Source organism: Rhodococcus jostii RHA1 (assembly GCF_000014565.1).
GTDB lineage: Bacteria > Actinomycetota > Actinomycetes > Mycobacteriales > Mycobacteriaceae > Rhodococcus_F > Rhodococcus_F jostii_A.
On sequence record NC_008268.1, the window covers coordinates 7,598,372 to 7,614,290 of the forward strand.

Genomic DNA, 15,919 nt, shown 5'->3' on the forward strand with positions numbered 1-15,919 from the left:
TGTCGTTCTTCGTCAGGATTCGAGAAGCGGCATCACCGATTCGCGCATAGCGTGGTGGGCATTGCCGAAGAAGCGGTCGCCGACGACCGCCGTATCCCGAAGGAGACGAACATGAGCCCCACAATCCGCAGCCTGGTGATCCCGGTATCCGACCTGGACGCCGCCAAGGCGGTCTACACCGCGCTGCTCGGCGCACCGCACACCGACGAGTCCTACTACGTCGGGTACAACGTGGACGGCTTCGAAGTGGCCTTGAATCCGGGGGAGGAGACCGCCGGACCGGTTGCCTTCGCCGACGTCGAGGATCTCGACGCGACCCGCGAAACTCTGCTTGCCGCTGGCGCGACCGAGCGCAGCGCCCCGCGTCAGGTCGCACCCGAAACGCGGATTTGCGTGCTCGCCGACGCCGACGGCAACCCGATCGGACTGCGCGGCCGGTAGCCATGGCGTGGCCGGGCTCGGCCTCGTGAGTCGCCCGCGTCAACCGCACTATCGACCTCGAACCGACTCGTGCGGCATGAGCGCTCGTTGATTCACCCGCAAACCGGGCGACGTGGTCACGATCCGGAGCAAGCACCTCGGCGCACTGGTCAACGAGGTCGACGCAATCGAGACCCTCCCCGCCTGGTCCTTCGGCATCCGGCAGCTGTTCGAATACCTCCACACTCACACGGTGCCCCCGCTGCCGGTCACCACTGGTGTCGGGGGTGGGCTACTGGAGAGCCGAGTTTGAACAGGACCGATCCACCTTCCCACAGCGGTGGTCCCGGGGACCGCGATCCGGTGGCGACGTCAAGGGCGGATCTTGCCGCCGACGGGCCACCGAAGTACCAGTGCGCCGGCCCCGGTTCGATCGTCGATGCGGTCGAACCCGCAGCTGGGAGCTGTTGAATGTGTTCCCGACGATGCCGGCGACCGTGATCGCCGCCTGCCAGGGTGGGCACCGGGTGTTGTTCGCGACCGCCCCCCAATGGGTCGCCCGGCGATGGTCACCTCGCTGATCCTTCCGGTGCCCTGTTTGTGCGGTGGCGAACCGGGGACCGAACTGACGCCGCCCCTGGGCGACTCGCCCAGGGGCGGGAGGTCGATCCGCTATCGTCTACGGATGAGCGATGACGCGACTCCGTCCGGTCCGACCCGCGCTCCGACGAGCACCCGGCGGGCGGTGCTCAACACGATGAAGGGCTCGGCAGGAAACCTCGTCGAGTGGTACGACGTGTATATCTACACGGTCTTCGCCACGTACTTCGAGGCGCAGTTCTTCGACGAGAACGACGCCAACTCCACGCTCTACATCTACGCGATCTTCGCGGTCACCTTCGTCATGCGACCGGTGGGGTCCTGGTTCTTCGGCCGGTTCGCCGACCGTCGTGGCCGCAAGGCCGCCCTGATGCTCAGCATCACCATCATGTCATCGTGCTCCTTCGTGGTCGCGGTCATGCCGACGCGCGAAATCATCGGGTATTGGGCGGCGGTGGTTTTGGTCCTCGCTCGGCTTGTTCAGGGATTCGCCACGGGTGGGGAGTACGGCACCTCGGCGACGTACATGTCCGAAGCGGCGACCGCGAATCGGCGCGGCTTCTTGTCGTCTTTCCAGTACGTGACCCTCGTGGGCGGCCACGTGCTCGCGCAGTTCACGCTCCTGATCGCGCTCAGCGTTCTCGATGTCGAAGCGTTGAAGGATTGGGGATGGCGGATCGGCTTCTTCATCGGCGGCATAGCCGCGCTGGTCGTGTTGTGGATTCGGCGTTCGATGGACGAGTCGCTCAGCGAGTCGCATCTGAAGGCCATCCGTGCGGGTGAGGACCGGACGGCGGGTTCCTTGACGGCGTTGTTCACCAAACACTGGCGTCCGCTGCTGCTGGTGTTCCTCATTACCGCGGGTGGCACGGTCGCGTTCTACACCTACAGTGTCAATGCGCCGGCGATTGTGAAATCCACCTTCGGGGCCGACAATGCGCTGACGGCAACGTGGATCAACCTACTGGGGCTGATCTTTCTGTTGCTGCTGCAGCCGATCGGCGGCCTCGTCAGCGACCGCGTCGGGCGCAAGCCGCTTCTGATCTTCTTCGGTGTCGGTGGTGTGCTCTACACCTATGTGCTGCTCACCTTCCTTCCGCAGACCACCTCGCCGCTACTGGCGTTCGCGCTGGTCGCCGTCGGCTACGTCATCCTCACCGGGTACACCTCGATCAACGCGATCGTGAAGGCGGAGCTGTTCCCCGCCGACATCCGTGCCTTGGGTGTGGGACTGGGATATGCGCTCGCGAACTCTATCTTCGGCGGTACGGCGCCAGTGCTTTTCCAGGCGTCAAAGTCGGCCGGTCACGTCGGTTGGTTCATCTTCTATGTGACGGTAGTGATCGGGGTCAGCTTGCTGGTCTACATCTTCGGACTGAAGAACAAGGCGGTCACCGTGCTCGATCGCGAGCAGGGGAGCGCCTGGGGAGTGCCCGTGTCTTCGGGTCCCCGCTGAGCTGATTCCCGCGGTCCGGGTTCCGGGGGATCGGTGCCGGCAGTGCTGGCCCGTGGTGGACGGATAACTGCCCGGACGGACCACCCGGAAAAGCGGACCTACCGCAATCGGTGCGGGTCGTGCGGATGCCGACCTCGACTCGACTCTTGGGATTCTCGGCGACCACTTCGTGGTCAGCGACGGGCGACTCCTCGAAGCGTTCATCCGTTCCTTCGGAGACCGGCCTGAAGCAGATCATGCGGGCGGCGGTTGGGCACCTGCACGCCTTTCTCGGCGAGGTCCGGCTCACCGAGGGCGAGTGGAAGGTGGGAATCCACTTCCTCTCCAGTGACAGCGTCTTCGGGTCAATGACTCATTCGTGAAGGAATCTGTCGCGCAACCAGCCGGCACATCCACCCCGGACGGTCGCGACGGGAGCACCCGGACCTGGTCACGCGTTCGCTTCGACATCGTGCTCGCAACCGCGACACGTGGACCGCGACGAACGGCATTCGAACCGTGATATCGCCGAATCATGAAGGCGGGTAAAGGTATACGACACGCAGCGTGCTGTCTTTGCGAAACTCCTCTTATCGTTGTGACGGAGAATTCAGGGTGCAGTAGGCGTGAATCCTGCCGACATCGAGTTTGCGTGGTCTGCAATTATCTGCGCAATATCGACGGGACGGGAAAGGAAGGCCGAGTGGCTGGAGGCGACGCGTATGGTCTGTCCTGCCCGTGCGGACATGGCTTCCTGCGCCGGAACCGGAATCGCATTGTCGTTCTCGCAAATGATGTAAGTGCTTGGGGTCGATATCCACGCTGCGGCAGTTTGTGATTCTTCGAAAGAAGAGAGGCTCTGTGGCGAAAGTCGGGCTGCCGCGGCATCTGCGGCGGCTTCATCGATATCAGCAAAGAATATGTCTCGCGTATCTGTCGGCATCGTGACACCGTCGCCTATTTGCAACCATGATGTTGGTTGTCCCCCAATGGCACTCAACAGAGACTCGCCGATATCGAGCTGAAATGCCGTCAGATAGATGAGGTGCGCAACATTGGGGGCGCCCGCTGCCCCCTCGCTCAGTGGGAGGCCGCCGTAGGAATGTGCTACCGCGATGACGTTCCCCTCTATCGAATCGAGAGCAGTCCGCACAACTCGCGCGTCATCATAGAGTCCTCCTCGTTGTCCTCCTTGCGGATTGGCGCTGGGGAGGTCGACAGTCTCGACCTCCAATCCGTTTCTGATCAATTCTTCCTTGACGTTCTGCCAGCACCATGCGCCGTGCCATGCGCCGTGCACGAGTAGGACCGTGAGGCGCTCCTGGGAATCCGATGACATGGAACCTCCGTTGTTCGCGATGTGAACATTCATGCAGTATGTGAACATGCAGAAGATAGCAAGAAGGGTGACTCCTGTCACCATTGAATGTCGGTGACCGCCGGCAGGCAGCGCCTGATCACGGTTCGTGTATCCAGATCAGCGCAAATGCCGATGCCGTTCGTGTTGAACAGATTCGGGAAGGCTGATCCGCGGAGGGGTCGACACCGCAGGTCGCCTTTCGTGGCATCTATGCACTCGCTGCGACGTGGGCGATGGCCGGTCTCGGTCTAGCGGGCGAACGGCGCGGCGTCGGTGTCGTCGTGATCGACAAGGACGTCGTGGTCGACGACCTCGACCGCCGATCTGCATGTCGCCTGGGGCGGTGAGTCGTCACTTTCCTGCAAGAATCATTGCCCGGGATCGGGTCGTGCCTGCAGCACCGGTGCGGCGGCGGCGAGCAGGGCGTCGCGGTCTCGGTTCAACGGGGGATAGATGCGTTGGGTGTTGATGGTGACCTTGGTGGCCTTGGCCCGAGCGCCGCGCGACACTACCTGGCGATCCCACCCCTCGGTGTATACCGCGCCCGCCGGTCCCAGGTCGAGAATCGTGGCATACCAGGGGATCCGGAGCGGAAGCATCGGCTCTCCGAGTAGATCGCTGACGACGTTGTAGCCCGCGTAGCGGCCCATCGGGCGCCCGTGCTGGCACGACATCACCGACACGTGGTCGTCGTCCACCTGTGCCGCGGCGACGTCGCCGGCCGCGAATACTCCGGGCGAGCCGATCACTCGCAGATAGTCGTCGACCGGCAGGCGCCCGAGCCGGTCGCGCTCGCCGAGTTGTGCGGTCAGCGGATTGGCCCGCATGCCCGCGCACCAGACGACGGTGCCCGCGGCCAGCACCTCTCCGGAGGAAAGCGTCACGCCGTGCTCGTCGACAGCGGCGACACCGACACCGGTCATCGTCTCGACGCCGTTGTCGGACAGGGCCGCTTCGATCACCGGTCGCGCCGATGCCCCCATGTCGGAACCGACGTAGGGGTTGTGATCGATCAGCACTACCCGCGGTTCGACGCTGCGTCCAGCGCATACCTTCGCCAGCATTCCGGGCAACTCGGACGCCGTTTCGATGCCCGTAAGGCCTGCGCCGACCACCACCGCGGTCGCCGCGCCCCCGTCCGCTCGGCCGTCGGACAGCGTGGCCAGGTGGCGCTGGAGCTTGATTGCACCGTCGTAGGTGTCCACGTCGAAGCCGAATGCCCGCAAACCCGGGATATCGGGCTTCACCACCCGACTGCCCAGCGCCATGACCAAGCGGTCGTACCTCTGCGTGGGTTGAACTCCATTACCCGAGACGGTGACGCTGTGCGCCGCGGTGTCGATCGCCCTCACCTCGGCGGCGATGTGCCCGACGTCGACCGGGTCGAGCACATCGCTCAGCGGAATGCGGCAAGCGCTCAGGTCTGCCTCGTAGTTGCGGACCCGGATGTCGTGGAACGGCTGCGCACTGATCACCGTGACATCGACGGTGTCCGCGGCGTCGAGTTCGTCGCGCCGCCGCGCCGCCCCCAGCGCGGCCCACAAGCCGGCGAATCCCGAGCCGAGGACGAGGACGCGCTTGGAATCAGACACACCGCCATCGTGCCAGGTCTATGCCGGGACGACCGCTGGATCACGCGCGATCGGGCACCACCGGACCGAAACGCCCGAACTCAGCCCTGCGTGAGCCGGGCCACCAGGTCGATGTAGCCCTGCTTGGCATCGGCGCTGCTCGTACCCGCTACCTTGGCCCAGGCGTCGTATTTGGCGCGGTTGACCATGTCGAACCGACCGGGCCGCTTGCCTTCGACATCGCCCTTCGACCCCTGCTTGAACAGCGCGTACAGCCGCAGCAGCTCATCGTTGGCCGGCCGTGAGGTGAGCTTCTTGACGTTCTCCTGCGCATCGGCGAACGCCTGATCCAGATCCGACATGGGCACCCCTGGCTCTCGGACGAACTCTTCGACGCAATCGTAACGCCCGGAGCCGATGGCGTCTGATCCGTTCGGGCCGCCTATTCGATGAGGGCGAGGCGGGTTTCGAGAGACAGGTTGTCCCGAGCGGGAGTTGGTGTGAAGGTGTGCGGCGACGGGGGTTCCATCGATATGGTCGACGGGCGAGTGAGGTGAATTGAGCAGGCGCAGTGGTGGTGGGACCCCAAACTTCGACGGAGGTGTGTATGACGGTCGCTGACACGGTGGCGCCGCTGGTTCGCGCGGTGGTGGGGGCACAGGTCCCGGTAGGGATCCGGTGTTGGGACGGTAGTCGCAGTGGTCCTTCGGACGCGCCGTGGCAGGTGCACATCGTCAATCGGCGTGGTCTGCGGCGGTTGCTGTGGGCGCCCAACGACCTCGGTTTCGCGCGGGCCTACGTGTCCGGCGACATCGACATCGAGGGAGACCTGCTCGCCGGGCTGGACGTGTTGGAGCAGGTGTCGGACCCGAGCAGGGGCCCCGGTGTACGGATAGACCGGCAGACGAAGAAGGCGCTGGCGGCAGCGGCGCTGCGTCTGGGGATCATCGGCCTGCCGCCGAAACCGCCGGTCGAGGAGATGAAACCGGCGCGCGGGCACCGGCACGACAAGGAGCGTGACGCCGCCGCGATCAGCCACCACTACGACGTCGGCAACGACTTCTATCGACTCGTGCTCGGTGAGTCGATGACCTACTCGTGCGCGTACTGGGCGCAGCCGAGCGAGGATCTGGACGCAGCCCAATATGCCAAATGCGATCTGGTGGCCCGCAAGCTCGGTCTGACCGCGGGGATGCGGGTCCTCGACGTCGGCTGCGGGTGGGGGACGTTCGCGCTGCACGCGGCACGTCACTACGGAGTGCACGTCGTCGGTGTCACCCTGTCCCAGGAGCAGGCGGACTACGCCGGCAAACGGATGGTCGACGCGGGCGTGGGGGAGTTGGTGCAGATCCGAGTCCAGGACTACCGCGACGTCACAGACGGCCCCTACGACGCGATCTCGAGCATCGGCATGGCCGAGCACGTCGGCGCCGCGATGCTGGCGACCTACGCCGCGGACCTGTTCGCGTTGCTACGCCCGCAGGGGCGGTTGCTCAACCACGCGATCTCGCGGCGGCCACGCAAACCCGCCGCCACGTTCTCCAAGACGTCCTTCATCGATCGCTATGTGTTCCCCGACGGAGAAATCGAACCACTCGCGACGATGATCGAGGCGCTCGAAGGGGCCGGTTTCGAGGTGCGCGACGTCGAGTCGCTGCGCGAGCACTACGCGCTGACCCTGCGGGCCTGGGTGGGGAACCTGGAGGCGAACTGGGACGAGGCGGTGGCCTACAGCAGCGCCGGGCGGGCCCGGGTGTGGCGGATGTACATGGCCGGCGCGGCGTTGGCTTTTGCGGCGAATCGGCTCGGGATCAACCAGGTTCTGGCAGTCAAATCCTCCGAACGGGGTAGCAGCGGCATGCCCGGCACCCGTGCCGAACTCTTGCAACAATCTGTACCGATACAATCTCCGTCGGCTCGCGAACACTGAAAACCGTTCAGAAGCACTGAATTCGCGTTCGGTGCGTGCCGGCGCAGCGCGGTAAACAGTGTCGTGATGAGACCCCCGACGGTGAGGAGGGCGCGTGCGGTTCGCGCTGGACGATTTGTTGGTCGACGTGCCGGCGGAGCAGGTCGAGGAAGCTCGCGGCTTCTACACCTCGAGGGCAGTCGGCCGCGGCCCCCGCACTCCCGAGGAGCTGAGGGAAGTACGGGCGAAGCGGTCCGCTCCTTCACCCGCCGATCCGCCGGCGGTCGAAGAAAGGGTCGAAGCCGCGGGAGCGCGTGTCCCGGTGCGGATCTTCACCCCCGCCGGCGGGCGAGCGCGGGGCGTCCACCTCGATATCCACGGTGGCGGCTTCTTCATGGACTCCGCGGCGCGCGACGACGTGCGTAACCGTGAGCTCGCTGACGCTCTCCGCATCGCCGTCGTCAGCGTCGACTACCGGCTGGCACCCGAGCACCCGTGGCCGGCCGCACCCGGTGACTGCGAAGCGGCGGCGCTCTGGCTCGTCGAACACGCCGATGCCCGCTTCGGATCATCTCGACTGGCGATCGGCGGGCGATCGGCGGGAGCGACACTCGCGCTGGCAACTCTGCTCCGGCTGCGGGACAGGGGAGCCGTCGACGGGTTCACCTGCGCCGCACTCCAATTCGGCACCTTCGACTCGAGCGCGCAGACTCCGGCCGGACGCCGGATCGCTGACGAATACTTCATCCAGGCCTACGTCGGCCACGTGGAAGATCGCACTGCTCCAGACATCTCTCCTCTGTACGGCGACCTCCACGGCCTTCCCCCGGCGCTGCTGGTCGTCGGAAGCAAAGACGTGTTGCTGGAAGACAACCTCGCGATGGCAGGCCGGCTCTCCGCCGCCGGCAATGACGTCGAGCTCCGGATCTATCCCGACGCGCCCCACGGGTTCACGGGCCACCCCACGGCAATGGCCAGGACTGCGCTGAGCGGCGTCGAATCATGGCTCCTCGAGCGGCTCGACCAACCGTAGGACTACTCGGGTGTCGAAGCCTGGGAGGTCGATGCGGCAAGCTCGGCCAAGTGGTGCAGCGAGTTGGTGAGATGCTCAGGACCGAACGGCGGGAACTGGATGTACTCGCGGATGAACTGCGGCACCGCAGACCAGTCGTAGGTGAGCGTGACCTCGGTTTCAGTCGGGCCGCGCGGCACCAGGTCGTAACGCCAGATCCAGCCGCCGAACTCCAGGCGACCGTCGTCCTTCTCCTGCCCCGTCATCCAGCCGATGGCGCGCGGCGGGTCGATGACCTGGACCTCGTTGGCCACCTGATACTCACCGTTCGGATGGTTGGGGTGATACATGTCCATCCGGAAGATCTGCCCCACCTCGGTCAGCGGCGCCGGGTCGGTAGCTTCCTGAACCCAGCCGGTGCCGTCGATCGCAGAATGGGCCTTCGGGTCGGCCAGCACCGCGAACACCCTGGTGGCGGGCACGGTGACAGTCAGAGTGGCGCTCACGTTGTCTTGATGCACGGTATGCACGCTCCTTGTTTGCCTCATCTCCGACCCCCCGCGGGTGCGGAAGCGGACACTCATCGATACAGACTGCGGGGCGAGGCGGAATTCATCGGTCGCCGACGCCACACGGTGGCCACGGTTATCCTGCGTCGGCGCGGTGCGCGGTGCCGAAGCGGTGTCGGTAGGCGGTCGGTGACATCGACAGCTCTCGTGCGAAGACTCTTCGTAGGCTCTCGTAGCTGGGGAATCCGGCGAGTGATGCTGCTTGTGTGGCGTTGCGTCCTTGATCGAGGAGGGCCTTTGCCAGGTCGAATCGGATCAGTTCGACGTATCGGGCTGGTGTGGTGGACAGTTCGGTGCGGAATAGCCGGGTGAGGTGTCGGGGGCTCATGTTGAGGTGTGTGGCGAGCTCGGGGAGCGAGTGGTTTCCGGCGGGTTCTGCGGTCACCAGGTCCACGATTCGGCGGAGGGCCGGTGTGCGCGGCGGTGGGCCTTGGAGTGGGGCGGAGAATTGCGATTGTCCGCCCGCGCGCTGCAGGTAGACCACGAGGCGTCGGGCGACGTCGCGTGTCAGATCGGGGCCGTGGTCGTCTTCGACGAGGGCTAGCGCGAGGTCGATGCCGGCGCTGACGCCTGCGGAGGTGTAGGTGGTGCCGTCGCGAACATAGATCGAGTCGGGTTCGACGTGGGTCGTCGGGTGTCGGGTGGCGAGTTCGTGTGCGACTTTCCAGTGCGTGGTCGCGCGTTTGCCGTCCAGGAGGCCGGTCGCTGCGAGGATGAATGCCCCGGTGCAGATGGAGCCGACTCGGGTAGCTCGCGTGGCGAGGGTGTTCGTGGCGTCGACGAGGTCGCGGGCGATGGCGGTTCGGGGATAGATGTCGCCGCCGGCCACGAGGAAGGTGTCGGGGGCCGGTTCCGATCCTGCGTTGCCGTCCACGGAGATCGTGATGCCGACGGACGATGCCACATTGGCCCCGGTCGGTGACAGCAGCACGATCTGGTAGTCGGCGCCGCATCGATTCGCCTCGGCGAACACTTCGGCGGGGCCGGCGACGTCCAGCAGCTTCACCCCGTCGTAGACGAGGATCGCGATCCGGTGGGGGTGGGGGCTGGTGTGCATGCTCACCGCCTGTCCGGATTCGAGTGGTTCATGGCCGGACCGAGGCGGCGCCGGAGGCCGGATGTGCGGCACCGTTGGGGGACGGACACATCGTCTGTTCTACAACATCGAAACCTGAAAGTGCAGGCTCATGACCGAGATCATCGCAGGAGTGGAGATTCCCGAGACGCAGGCGGCGGCTGAGGCCACGGTTCTGATCAGGGAGACGACGAACCCGCTGATTTTCCATCACTCGCGGCGCGTGTTCCTCTTCAGCACGCTGCGGGCTCGCGAGCTCGACCTGCGGCCGGACCCTGAGCTGCTGTATCTGTCGGCGCTGTTCCATGACACGGGTCTGCTCAGGCCGTTCTCGGGCGTGGAGCAGCGGTTCGAGCTCGATGGAGCCGATCACGCTCGCACGTTCCTGCTCGATCGCGGTTTCTCCGATGCCGCCGCTGAGGTGGTCTGGACGGCGATCGCGTTGCACACCACGCCGGGGATTCCCGGCCGGATGGGGGACGAGGTCGCTGCCACGAACTTCGGTGTTCTCACCGATGTGGTCGGGTTGGGTTTGGAAGGTCTGGACCCGGATCAGGTGGAGGAGATCACTGCTGTCCATCCGCGGGGTGATTTCAAGAACGAGTTTCTGCAGGCCTTCGTCGACGGGCTCAGCTACCGGCCGGACACTACCTACGGCACCGTCAATGCCGACGTACTCGAGCACTTCGTGCCCGGCTTCCGCAGCACGAGCATGGTCGATCGGATCATGGGGTCGGCGTGGTCGTCGTGACCGGGACGGGATCGCAGGACCATTCGTCAATTCGGCACACTATTCGAAGGGAACATGATGACCAGCGTGAATCTCGGTGAGCAGCACCCGTCCGTTTACCAGAACCTGATGATGCTGGACGCGGGCGTGAAGGCGGCTCTGGAAACCGCGGGAGTGGACCCGCTGCTGGTGGAGTTGGTGAAGATTCGCGTCTCCCAGCTGAACGGCTGCGCGTTCTGTCTTCGCTTGCACACCCGTGCGGCCCTGGCCAAGGGGGAGAGCGCGGATCGGCTTGCGGTCGTGGCGGCGTGGTGGGAGTCGCAGTACTTCAGCGACAAGGAGCGGGCGGCGCTCGCTCTCGCCGAACAGGTCACCGCGCTCGCTGTCCCGGACCGGCGAGCCTGGGACGACGGCTCACTCACCGACGTGCAGGTGTCCGCGATCGGCTGGCTGGCGACCGTGATGAACGCCTGGAACCGGGTCGCGATCACCAGCCACTACCCGGTTGCGCCGTAGAGTTCTCGGCCCTCGCGGCACGAGGCAGGCGGTGACGGCGAATTGGGCCGGCGCGAGCGCGGGAATCGCGGTGGTTGGCCATGTCGAGTGTCATCTGGCTCGATCCGGCGGGCTGTTGACGTTGGCCTGGGCTTCGATGACCAGCGAAACATGGTCTATGACCCGGCTTGTGGAAATTTTCGAGTTGCCGGTGAGCCAATGCTGGTACAGGAACGCGAGAGCGCCGAAGTTCGCTGTCGAGTCGAGGAGTGATCAACGTATCGCGTGCGGCGAGAACGACACGATCCAGGACGGCAACGGGGAGTGCATCCGTGCCGGCGAAGCTCTCGTAGACGTACCGCTCGGGGGCCTGCTCGGCGGCAGGTCCCCCGCATCGTCGCGCGGCCGGTCCCGGTCCCGGTCGTGTTCTCATCCTCGCACTGCGACGTGCAGGTCGGACGCCGGTGCGATCCTCCTTCAAATGTTGACATCGACCGCTGTTGACAGCGCATGATGTCAGTTCTAGTGTTGCCGGCATGCGCGGCATCAACGAGGAGGGCGCCCGAATGGTCAGGTCTGCAATACCGGTGGAACTTCCGGTCGACAGCGTCGATCACCCACCCGAAGTGGTCGACGTACTCGTGGTCGGCGCGGGATTCGGTGGGCTGGGAACTGCGATCAGACTGAAACAAGCCGGCATCGACGACTTCGTCGTGCTCGACCGCGCGGAGGACATCGGCGGGACGTGGCGGGTCAACACCTACCCGGGAGCGCAGTGCGACATCCCCTCGATCCTCTATTCATTCTCTTTTGCACCCAACCCGAACTGGACCAGGCTTTACCCGCTGCAGCAGGAGATCCACGACTATCTCCGTTCCTGCGCTGAGAACTTCGGCATCGTCCCGCATCTGCGGATGGGTCATGACGTGCAGGACGCGGCCTGGGACGACGACTCGCAGGTGTGGCACGTGACCACCAGTCGTGGAACTTGGGAGGCGCGGATCCTGGTCGGGGCGATGGGCCCGTTCAGCGAACCGGCGGTACCGAACCTCCCGGCACTGGAGAGCTTCCGGGGCGCTGTCTTTCACTCGGCGGCCTGGGACCACGAGCACGATCTCGCGGGGGAAAGGGTCGCAGTGATCGGAACCGGGGCCTCTGCGGTCCAGATCATCCCCCGAATCCAGCCGATCGTCGGTTCGATGACAGTGTTCCAGCGGACCCCGACGTGGATACTTCCGCACCCCGACCAGCCGATGACCGGATGGCCCCGGAAACTGTTCGCGCGGGTACCTGTTGCCCAGAGGCTGGCACGGTCCGGTCTCGATCTGGTCCAAGAGGCGATGGTTCCCGGGTTCGTGTACAAGCCGGCGCTATTGAAAGGGCTGGCGGCACTCGGGCGCGCCCACCTGCGCCGCCAGGTCCACGACCCCGAACTGCGGACAAAACTTACGCCCACCTATGCGTTCGGTTGCAAACGACCGACGTTTTCCAACTCTTTCTATCCGGCGCTCGCGCAACCGAACGTGGACGTGATCACCGACGGAATCCGGGAAGTGCGATCGAATGGGATCGTCACCGAAGACGGCGTTCTGCACGAGGTCGACACGATCGTGATGGGAACGGGATTCCGGCTGACCGACAATCCCGCGTTCGACGTGGTGCGAGGTCGAGACGGTCGTACCCTGGCCGAGGCGTGGAACGGCAATGCCCGCGCCTATCTCGGCACCACCATCAGTGGTTTCCCCAACTTCTTCATGTTGCTCGGCCCAAATTCGGTCGTCTACACCTCGCAGGTGGTGACCATCGAAGCGCAGATTGCGTACATCCTCAGTTGCCTGCAGGAAATGAACGCGCAGGGGGCGGCCAGTATCGACGTCCGCCCCGAGATTCAGCAGGCGTTCGTCGACGAGGTCGACGAAAGGCTGCAGACCTCGGTGTGGAACACCGGCGGGTGCAACAGCTACTACCTCAGCGGCGAGGGCCGCAACTTCACCTTCTACCCGGGGTTCAACCGCCGCTTCCGCGCGCGGACCCGGCGGGTGGACCTCCACCACTACATCATCAGCGGGGCCGGAGCCTCGGCAAAGTCGATAGTGAGGACAGCAGGATGATGTCGTTTCCCCGAATCGGCCGAAACCCTGTGGTCGATCCCGTCGGTGCGCGGCGGTACACGGACGAAGCTCACGCGATCGCCGCCCGTGACGTCGAGTTCTCCTGGGATGGAGTGCCGTTGCACTATGTTCCCGGCGAGCCGATGGCCACGCATGTCATCAACTTCATGCATCTGGTTCTTCCCGAAGGTGAGCGTGCGATGTCCGCGACGTTGGCGGAGGCACTGCCATTGATCGAGGACGAGCGGCTCCACGAGGAAGTGGTCGGGTTCGTCGGCCAGGAGGCAACTCATGCCGCTTCGCACAAGGGTGCCCGTGAGCACCTCGCGGAACTGGGCATGGACATCGAACCGATGGCGGAGAAGATGGACTGGCTCGTTGACCGGATTCTGGGAGACCGAGGGCTGTCCGGCCGCGCGAAACAGGCGTGGCTGTGCGAACGGCTGGGCTTGTTCGCCGCCATGGAGCACTACACCGCCGTGGTGGGGGAGTGGCTGCTGACGGACCCCGCGCTGGAGAAGGCGGGCATGCATCCGGTGATGCTCGACATGGTTCGGTGGCACGGCGCCGAGGAGGTCGAGCACCGCAACGTCGCCTTCGACGCCTACATGTACGTCGACGGCAGCTATGCCCGGCGCGTACGAACGGCGCTGATCGCCAGCCTCACGCTCAGCCTGCTGTTCCTGACATCGATGAACTACCTCTTCCGCACCGACCCGTCGACGGACAAGGGTCGCTTCTGGCCCCTGCAGCTGATCCGGGCAACCAGGCGGGGGCTCGTGCCGAACATCAAATTCCTGATCACGGAGATCCCGCCGTACCTCCGTCCCGGCTTCCATCCCTCGCAGATCGGTGACATGGATGTGGCGATGCGCTACCTCGCACAATCGCCTGCTGCCAACCGTTCCCACCGAGGAAGCCACTTATGACGATGACGAGGTCGGACCGGTCCGCAGGTTCGGACTCCGATACACCCGATTTCGAACCCTCCAGGGTTCTCCGGCTGGCCGCGCGGGCGACGGTCGCGTATCGGCACGTGTTCGCCGCCAGTCGTGCTGCTCCGTGGCTGTCGAGGCCGAAGCCTGTGCGCAACTGGGGGTTCGATAGGGAACTGATCGTTGCGGAGGTGCGAACCGAGGCTGCTGATGTGGTCAGCCTGAAAGTGGTGTCGCCGGACGGACGCGATCTTCCGTCCTGGATCCCGGGCGCTCACCTCGACCTGATCCTCCCGTCCGGAAAGCAACGGCAGTACTCTCTGTGCGGCGACCCCGACGACCTGTCGTCCTACCGCATCGCGGTCCGCCGGATCGACACGGGTCTGGGTGGCTCGATCGAGGTACACGACTCCCTGCGGGCCGGGACCCCGATCACCGTGCGGGGGCCGCGCAACGCGTTCCCACTGGTGGCCGCGGACTCGTATCTGTTCGTCGCGGGCGGAATCGGAATCACCCCGATCCTGCCGATGCTGAAGAGATGCCACGACCGTGAACTGCCTTGGCGGCTGGTGTATCTCGGACGCTCCCGAGCGACCATGCCGTTCCTCGACGAACTCGCCCGGTACTCCCGTGGCCAGGTCGAGATCCGGCCGGACGACGAACTCGGCGCTCCCGACGTCGCCGGAGTCGTCGCCACGGCTTCACCGGGTGCCGCCGTCTACATGTGCGGTCCGACACCGTTGATGACGACCGCACGTCGGGTGATGCGCGAGATCGACCCGACCGGATCGCTTCACACCGAGCGCTTCTCACCACTTCCGGTGGTCGATGGCCGCGAGTTCGAGATACACCTTGCCCGCCGAGGGACGACTGTGTCCGTCGGGCCGGACGAGACCGCGCTGGCCGCGATCCGCCGGGAGGTCCCCGGCGTGGCCTACTCATGTCAGCAGGGCTTTTGCGGCACCTGTCGCGTGCGTGTCCTGGCCGGTGAGGTCGATCACCGCGACAGGATCCTGACGCACGACGAGAAGGAGGATTCGATGCTGATCTGCCTGTCCCGCTCGGCCGGTGGGTCGCTGGTGGTCGACCTGTGACGCGCTGGTACCCACTCGCCGCGACCGACGACGACTTCCTGCAGACCGCCCGATTCCGGATTGTGCACGTCGTGAACGTCTCGACGGACACCGGCCACGTGTGGAGTGTGTTGACCGCGCACGACGCACTGGTGTCGTGGGCGCGGCTGATCACGGCCAGCGAGTGGACATCGTCGCGGCCCTTCGGCGTCGGTACCACCAGGACCGTGACGCTCGGGCACGGGGCCGCGGCGCTCAGGGAACGCTTCTACCGCTGGGACGAGGGCAGACGGATGACTTTCACCGCCGAGTCCGCAAGCAGACCGGGATTCCGCCGGTTCGCCGAGGACATCTCCCTGGAGCCGACGCCGGACGGAACCCGCCTCACCTGGACCTTTGCGGTGGACTCCGCGCCCGGGTTCGCCCCCATCCTCGCGCTGTCCCTTCCACTCCTTCGTCGGGTGACACGGGGATGGGCGAACGCGCTCGCCGCCACGGCGCTCGACGAACCGAAGGGCACCGCCCGATGATCAGCACCTCGGCTGCGGCAGACACGTTCGATGTGATCAGTCCGGCGACCGGACGGGTGGTCGGCACCCACCCGCGCGGGTCGGCCGACGACGT

17 protein-coding genes are annotated in these 15,919 nt (G+C 65.4%); 12 read left to right on the forward strand and 5 right to left on the reverse strand.

Annotation, left to right across the window (positions count from 1 at the left end):
* Nucleotides 1–111 precede the first annotated feature (111 nt).
* The 4 genes from RHA1_RS34635 (at nucleotide 112) to RHA1_RS53715 (ending at nucleotide 2,838) form a co-directional block, all read left to right on the forward strand.
* Nucleotides 112–441: a VOC family protein gene (locus RHA1_RS34635; protein WP_011598824.1), complete on the forward strand. Its 330-nt coding sequence runs from the start codon at nucleotides 112–114 to the stop codon at nucleotides 439–441.
* Between the two features lie 112 nt (nucleotides 442–553).
* Entirely contained in the window at nucleotides 554–733 is a 180-nt protein-coding gene (locus RHA1_RS34640; RefSeq protein WP_011598825.1) for a hypothetical protein, read from the forward strand.
* 372 nt (nucleotides 734–1,105) lie between these two features.
* A complete protein-coding gene (locus tag RHA1_RS34645; protein WP_011598826.1) occupies nucleotides 1,106–2,476 on the forward strand; it encodes an MFS transporter in 1,371 nt (456 codons plus the stop codon).
* A 236-nt stretch (nucleotides 2,477–2,712) separates the two neighbouring features.
* Nucleotides 2,713–2,838 (forward strand): dioxygenase, encoded by a 126-nt coding sequence (locus tag RHA1_RS53715; RefSeq protein ID WP_009480373.1) that lies wholly within the window; start codon nucleotides 2,713–2,715, stop codon nucleotides 2,836–2,838.
* Between the two features lie 227 nt (nucleotides 2,839–3,065).
* Here RHA1_RS53715 and RHA1_RS46695 read toward each other — a convergent pair whose 3' ends face one another.
* The 3 genes from RHA1_RS46695 to RHA1_RS34665 form a co-directional block, all read right to left on the reverse strand.
* Nucleotides 3,066–3,827 carry an alpha/beta hydrolase gene (locus RHA1_RS46695; RefSeq protein WP_237726991.1) on the reverse strand — a complete coding sequence of 254 codons (762 nt, stop codon included), beginning with the start codon at nucleotides 3,825–3,827 and terminating at the stop codon, nucleotides 3,066–3,068.
* A 356-nt stretch (nucleotides 3,828–4,183) separates the two neighbouring features.
* Nucleotides 4,184–5,407: an NAD(P)/FAD-dependent oxidoreductase gene (locus RHA1_RS34660; RefSeq protein ID WP_011598828.1), complete on the reverse strand. Its 1,224-nt coding sequence runs from the start codon at nucleotides 5,405–5,407 to the stop codon at nucleotides 4,184–4,186.
* A gap of 80 nt (nucleotides 5,408–5,487) precedes the next feature.
* On the reverse strand, nucleotides 5,488–5,748 hold the full coding sequence (locus RHA1_RS34665) for an acyl-CoA-binding protein (protein WP_011598829.1): 261 nt from the start codon (nucleotides 5,746–5,748) through the stop codon (nucleotides 5,488–5,490).
* Nucleotides 5,749–5,993: 245 nt separating this feature from the next.
* On the opposite strand from RHA1_RS34665, the gene RHA1_RS34670 reads away from it, so the two are divergent.
* Both RHA1_RS34670 and RHA1_RS34675 read left to right on the forward strand, forming a co-directional pair.
* The gene (locus RHA1_RS34670) at nucleotides 5,994–7,316 is read left to right on the forward strand and encodes a class I SAM-dependent methyltransferase (RefSeq protein ID WP_011598830.1); all 1,323 of its coding nucleotides are present in this window, start codon (nucleotides 5,994–5,996) and stop codon (nucleotides 7,314–7,316) included.
* A gap of 94 nt (nucleotides 7,317–7,410) precedes the next feature.
* Complete coding sequence (locus RHA1_RS34675; RefSeq protein ID WP_011598831.1) at nucleotides 7,411–8,328, forward strand: alpha/beta hydrolase; 918 nt, start codon at nucleotides 7,411–7,413, stop codon at nucleotides 8,326–8,328.
* Nucleotides 8,329–8,330: 2 nt separating this feature from the next.
* Here the strand turns inward: RHA1_RS34675 and RHA1_RS34680 are convergent, their stop codons facing one another.
* Both RHA1_RS34680 and RHA1_RS34685 read right to left on the reverse strand, forming a co-directional pair.
* A complete protein-coding gene (locus tag RHA1_RS34680; protein ID WP_011598832.1) occupies nucleotides 8,331–8,855 on the reverse strand; it encodes an SRPBCC family protein in 525 nt (174 codons plus the stop codon).
* A 97-nt stretch (nucleotides 8,856–8,952) separates the two neighbouring features.
* Nucleotides 8,953–10,005 (reverse strand): GlxA family transcriptional regulator, encoded by a 1,053-nt coding sequence (locus tag RHA1_RS34685; RefSeq protein ID WP_011598833.1) that lies wholly within the window; start codon nucleotides 10,003–10,005, stop codon nucleotides 8,953–8,955.
* Between the two features lie 58 nt (nucleotides 10,006–10,063).
* Between RHA1_RS34685 and RHA1_RS34690 the strand changes: the two genes are divergently transcribed.
* The 6 genes from RHA1_RS34690 (at nucleotide 10,064) to RHA1_RS34720 (ending at nucleotide 15,825) form a co-directional block, all read left to right on the forward strand.
* Nucleotides 10,064–10,702 (forward strand): HD domain-containing protein, encoded by a 639-nt coding sequence (locus tag RHA1_RS34690; RefSeq protein WP_011598834.1) that lies wholly within the window; start codon nucleotides 10,064–10,066, stop codon nucleotides 10,700–10,702.
* A gap of 57 nt (nucleotides 10,703–10,759) precedes the next feature.
* The gene (locus RHA1_RS34695; protein ID WP_011598835.1) at nucleotides 10,760–11,197 is read left to right on the forward strand and encodes a carboxymuconolactone decarboxylase family protein; all 438 of its coding nucleotides are present in this window, start codon (nucleotides 10,760–10,762) and stop codon (nucleotides 11,195–11,197) included.
* A 545-nt stretch (nucleotides 11,198–11,742) separates the two neighbouring features.
* Entirely contained in the window at nucleotides 11,743–13,287 is a 1,545-nt protein-coding gene (locus tag RHA1_RS34705) for a flavin-containing monooxygenase (RefSeq protein ID WP_011598837.1), read from the forward strand.
* A complete protein-coding gene (locus tag RHA1_RS34710; protein ID WP_011598838.1) occupies nucleotides 13,284–14,216 on the forward strand; it encodes a metal-dependent hydrolase in 933 nt (310 codons plus the stop codon). Before RHA1_RS34705 ends, RHA1_RS34710 begins: the two co-directional genes overlap by 4 nt.
* Nucleotides 14,213–15,316, forward strand: coding sequence for a PDR/VanB family oxidoreductase (locus RHA1_RS34715; RefSeq protein WP_009480387.1), 1,104 nt, complete (start codon nucleotides 14,213–14,215; stop codon nucleotides 15,314–15,316). Before RHA1_RS34710 ends, RHA1_RS34715 begins: the two co-directional genes overlap by 4 nt.
* A complete protein-coding gene (locus RHA1_RS34720; RefSeq protein ID WP_009480388.1) occupies nucleotides 15,313–15,825 on the forward strand; it encodes an SRPBCC family protein in 513 nt (170 codons plus the stop codon). The genes RHA1_RS34715 and RHA1_RS34720 overlap by 4 nt, the downstream gene beginning before the upstream one ends.
* Nucleotides 15,826–15,919: the final 94 nt, after the last annotated feature.